Origin of the sequence: Streptomyces spongiae, assembly GCF_009377185.1 — a bacterium.
Lineage (GTDB): Bacteria > Actinomycetota > Actinomycetes > Streptomycetales > Streptomycetaceae > Streptomyces > Streptomyces spongiae.
Window position 1 is genome coordinate 1 of record NZ_VJZC01000772.1, and the last position, 3,983, is coordinate 3,983.

Genomic DNA, 3,983 nt, shown 5'->3' on the forward strand with positions numbered 1-3,983 from the left:
CTCATCCGCTGGGCGGTCTTCAGCTGTGTCCTCGTGCCCGTGGTCCTCGTCGGGTTCGGCACGTCGCTCGCCGGGGCGGCCGGCGCCGCCCTCGGTCTGGCGGCGGTGACAGGGGCCTGCCGGTTCCTGCTGCGCCAGTCGGAACGGGAGGCGGCGCGCACGCCGGAGCGGGAGGCGGCGCGCACGTCGGCCGGTCCGAGCGCGCCGCGGCGGGGCCGACGGGGCCGGGCCGCTTCGGGGGCGCACAGGGGCGGACGACACTCGGGGCGGAACACGCCGGTCGACTGACCGGTTTCCGCGCACGCCCCCGCATCTTTTCAGCCAACTTCGGGTTCCCGTGCATCTGTTGCCCGAACACCCCTACACCCCCCGTTCGACCTGCACTGAAAGGGGCTCGTGGGGCGCGCGCACCCTACGTGGATTGGCCACTGCGACGAGGCGCACTTCCCTGTACGGCCCACGAGTGCAACGCTTCGTGATCGAATGCTTCACGCCAAGTTGCCAAGTCGACAATGTGCCGGATGCAGAACTGGCCACGCCGGCACCTGGGGACACAGTAGATTCGATCTTGACTGTCTTACGGCGGGGGACTCGTGCAGGACCAAGGGGAAACGTGCAGGAGCGACACAACCGAGGAGCCGCGACCACCGAGGGGGGCTTAGCAGTATGAGCCACGACTCCGCTGCCGCGCCGGAAGCCGCGGCCCGGAAGCTTTCCGGGCGACGCCGCAAGGAGATCGTTGCGGTGCTGCTGTTCAGCGGCGGCCCCATCTTCGAGAGTTCCATACCACTTTCGGTGTTCGGGATCGACCGCCAGGACGCCGGAGTGCCGCGCTACCGGCTGCTGGTGAGCGCCGGTGAAGAGGGTCCGCTGCGGACCACGGGGGGCCTGGAACTCACCGCGCCGAACGGGCTGGAGGCGATCTCGCGGGCGGGCACCGTCGTCGTGCCGGCCTGGCGCTCGATCACCTCACCGCCGCCGGAGGAGGCGCTCGACGCGCTGCGCCGGGCGCACGAGGAGGGCGCCCGCATCGTCGGGCTGTGCACGGGTGCCTTCGTGCTGGCCGCCGCCGGGCTGCTGGACGGCCGCCCGGCCACCACCCACTGGATGTACGCACCGACGCTGGCCAAGCGCTACCCGTCGGTGCACGTCGACCCGCGCGAGCTGTTCGTGGACGACGGAGACGTCCTCACCAGCGCCGGCACCGCCGCGGGCATCGACCTGTGTCTGCACATCGTGCGCACGGACCACGGCAACGAGGCGGCGGGCGCACTGGCCCGGCGTCTGGTGGTCCCGCCGCGCCGCAGCGGCGGCCAGGAGCGCTATCTCGATCGGTCTTTACCGGAGGAGATCGGCGCCGACCCGCTCGCCGAGGTCGTCGCCTGGGCGCTGGAGCACCTCCACGAGCAGTTCGACGTGGAGACCCTCGCCGCGCGCGCGTACATGAGCCGCCGCACCTTCGACCGCCGGTTCCGCTCCCTCACTGGGAGCGCTCCACTGCAGTGGCTGATCACCCAGCGCGTGCTGCAGGCCCAGCGTCTGCTGGAGACGTCGGACTACTCGGTGGACGAGGTCGCCGGGCGCTGCGGCTTCCGCTCGCCCGTCGCCCTGCGCGGCCACTTCCGCCGTCAGCTGGGCTCGTCGCCGGCGGCGTACCGGGCGGCGTACCGGGCGCGGCGGCCCCAGAGCGAGAAGCCGGACAACACGGACGGCCACTCCGGTCCGGGCGGACCGCAGCCGGTACCGCAGGAGCCCCCGTCGCTCCCGCTCCAGACCCGCCGGACGGCGGCCGCGAGCGCTCTGGCCCCGGCGACCTCGCTCTCCACGGAGGGCGCCAAGCCGGAGCTGTACGCCACGGGACGCCTGCCGGGCCAGCGCAGCGCCCCGTAGCCGCGTAGCGGCCGCCCGAGACGTCGTCGGCCCGGTCCCGCCCTGATCATCCAGGCGCAGGGCCGGGCCGTTCGGTCGTCACGGGCCGTAAGGTGAGACACATGAACGATCGCATGGTGTGGATCGACTGCGAGATGACCGGGCTCTCGCTGTCCGACGACGCGCTCATCGAGGTGGCCGCGCTGGTCACCGACTCGGAGCTGAACGTGCTCGGCGAGGGCGTGGACATCGTCATCCGTCCCCCGGCCAGGGCACTGGAGACGATGCCGGAGGTGGTGCGTCAGATGCACACCGCGTCCGGGCTGCTGGACGAACTCGCCGGCGGCACGACGCTGGTGGAGGCGGAGGAACAGGTCCTCGCCTACGTCCGCGAGCATGTCAAGGAACCCGGCAAGGCCCCGCTGTGCGGCAACTCCGTCGGCACGGACCGCGGCTTCCTCGCCCGTGACATGGCCGCGCTGGAGGGCTACCTCCACTACCGCATCGTGGACGTCAGCTCCATCAAGGAGCTGGCCCGTCGCTGGTACCCGCGGGCGTACTTCAACAGCCCCGAGAAGAACGGCAACCACCGGGCGCTCGCCGACATCCGCGAGTCCATCGCGGAGCTCCGCTACTACCGGGAGGCGGTCTTCGTCCCCCAGCCCGGCCCGGACTCCGACACCGCGAGGACGATCGCCGCGAAACACGTCCTGCCCGCGGGGTGACGGCGAAACCCTGGCGCGAGCACCCCTCCCGACCCTGTACACTTTTTCTCGGCCGGTCGGTGAACCACTCGGAGAACCGCCGGTCATGGTGGGTGTAGCTCAGCTGGTAGAGCACCTGGTTGTGGTCCAGGATGTCGCGGGTTCAAGTCCCGTCACTCACCCTCGAAGGCGACAGGCGATGTGTGCCCGCGGACTGCGCGGGCCACATCGCCTTCGTTGTTGTTGCGCGGCTGCGCCGCGCGAGCGGGGGCTTCGCCACCCGCACCCCCTTGCGTGGGGTGGGCCGGAGACGCTGTGCGGGATCAGGGGCAGGTGAGGTCCCCGGACGGGAGTTCGCCGCCCCCGAGGTAGTCGTTCACCGCGTCGTCGGCGCACGGGACGGGGGTCAGGCCCTCCGCTCCGCGGCCGTAGACACCGTGGGCGCGGATGTCCGCCGTGATCAGGCGGGAGCCGGTGAGCCGGCGGTGGAGGGCCACGGCGCCGTCGTAGGGGACGTTGTTGTCGCGGCGGGCCTGGAGCATCAGGACGGGGACGGCGTTGTGGATCGCCGTGCCGGGCTCGCGCGGTGCGGTCGGCCAGAACGCGCAGGGGGCGATCATGCCGTTGACGACGGGTCCGAACACCGGCTCGGTGGCGCGGCTGCGCTGCATGTTGCGCCAGTACGTCTCCGGGTCCTTCGGCCAGCCTCCGGCGGGCCACCCGCCGTCGCCGCACATGAACAGCGCTCCGCCGGTCATGCTGTCCGCCAGATCGGGCGAGGCGAGGAGTTCGAGGAGGCCCGCGAGGTCCGGGCCGGGTTCCGTGAGGCGTCCGGCGGCCGCGGCGGTCAGGTCGCGCACGACGGACGCGAGCGGGGCGTCGTACTCCTGGTGCTGGACCAGCTGGCGCAGCAACAGGCGCACGAGCGGGGCGTCCAGGCGGGTTCCGGAGACGGGGACCGGCCGGTGTTCGGCCCCGTCGAGCAGACGCTGGACGGTGGCGCGCACGGCACGGGCCGTCCGGCCGAGGCCGTACTCGTCGTCGTGCCGGGCCGCCCATCGCGCCCATTCGTCGAGGCCCGCCTCCAGAGGTCCGGCGGCGCTCTGGAAGAGCTCGTACTGGGTCCGGGCCGGGTCGGTCGAGGAGTCGATGACCATGCGGTCGACGCGGCGGGGGAACAGCTGGGTGTAGACGGCGCCCAGGTCGGCGCCGTACGAGACGCCGTAGTACGACAGCTTCCGCTCGCCCAGTGCGGCGCGGATCAGGTCCATGTCGCGGGCGACGTCGCGGGTGGTGGCGTGAGGGAGGCGGTCGGCGGCGGAGCGGCAGCGGTCGGCGAGGTCACGGGCCGAGCGCACCGACGCCTCGAAGTCGCGGCGGGGTGTCGTCGAGACGGGCGGTGTGGGGGAC

General features: G+C 72.3%; 4 protein-coding genes and 1 tRNA gene. 4 read left to right on the top strand and 1 reads right to left on the bottom strand.

Going from position 1 to position 3,983, the window contains the following annotated elements:
* From FNH08_RS46445 to FNH08_RS46460, 4 genes are all read left to right on the top strand, one after another.
* Positions 1-288, top strand: a 288-nt coding sequence (locus FNH08_RS46445; protein WP_152777795.1) for a hypothetical protein, incomplete at its 5' end; no start/stop codon positions are given.
* A gap of 378 nt (positions 289-666) precedes the next feature.
* Entirely contained in the window at positions 667-1,890 is a 1,224-nt protein-coding gene (locus FNH08_RS46450) for a helix-turn-helix domain-containing protein (protein WP_152777797.1), read from the top strand.
* Between the two features lie 101 nt (positions 1,891-1,991).
* Positions 1,992-2,594: an oligoribonuclease gene (gene orn / locus FNH08_RS46455; protein WP_152777799.1), complete on the top strand. Its 603-nt coding sequence runs from the start codon at positions 1,992-1,994 to the stop codon at positions 2,592-2,594.
* Between the two features lie 88 nt (positions 2,595-2,682).
* Positions 2,683-2,755, top strand: a tRNA-His gene (locus FNH08_RS46460).
* A gap of 141 nt (positions 2,756-2,896) precedes the next feature.
* On the opposite strand, the gene FNH08_RS46465 is transcribed toward FNH08_RS46460, so the two are convergent.
* Positions 2,897-3,983 (bottom strand): alpha/beta hydrolase (locus FNH08_RS46465; protein WP_152777801.1); only part of this gene is annotated, 1,087 nt, incomplete at its 5' end.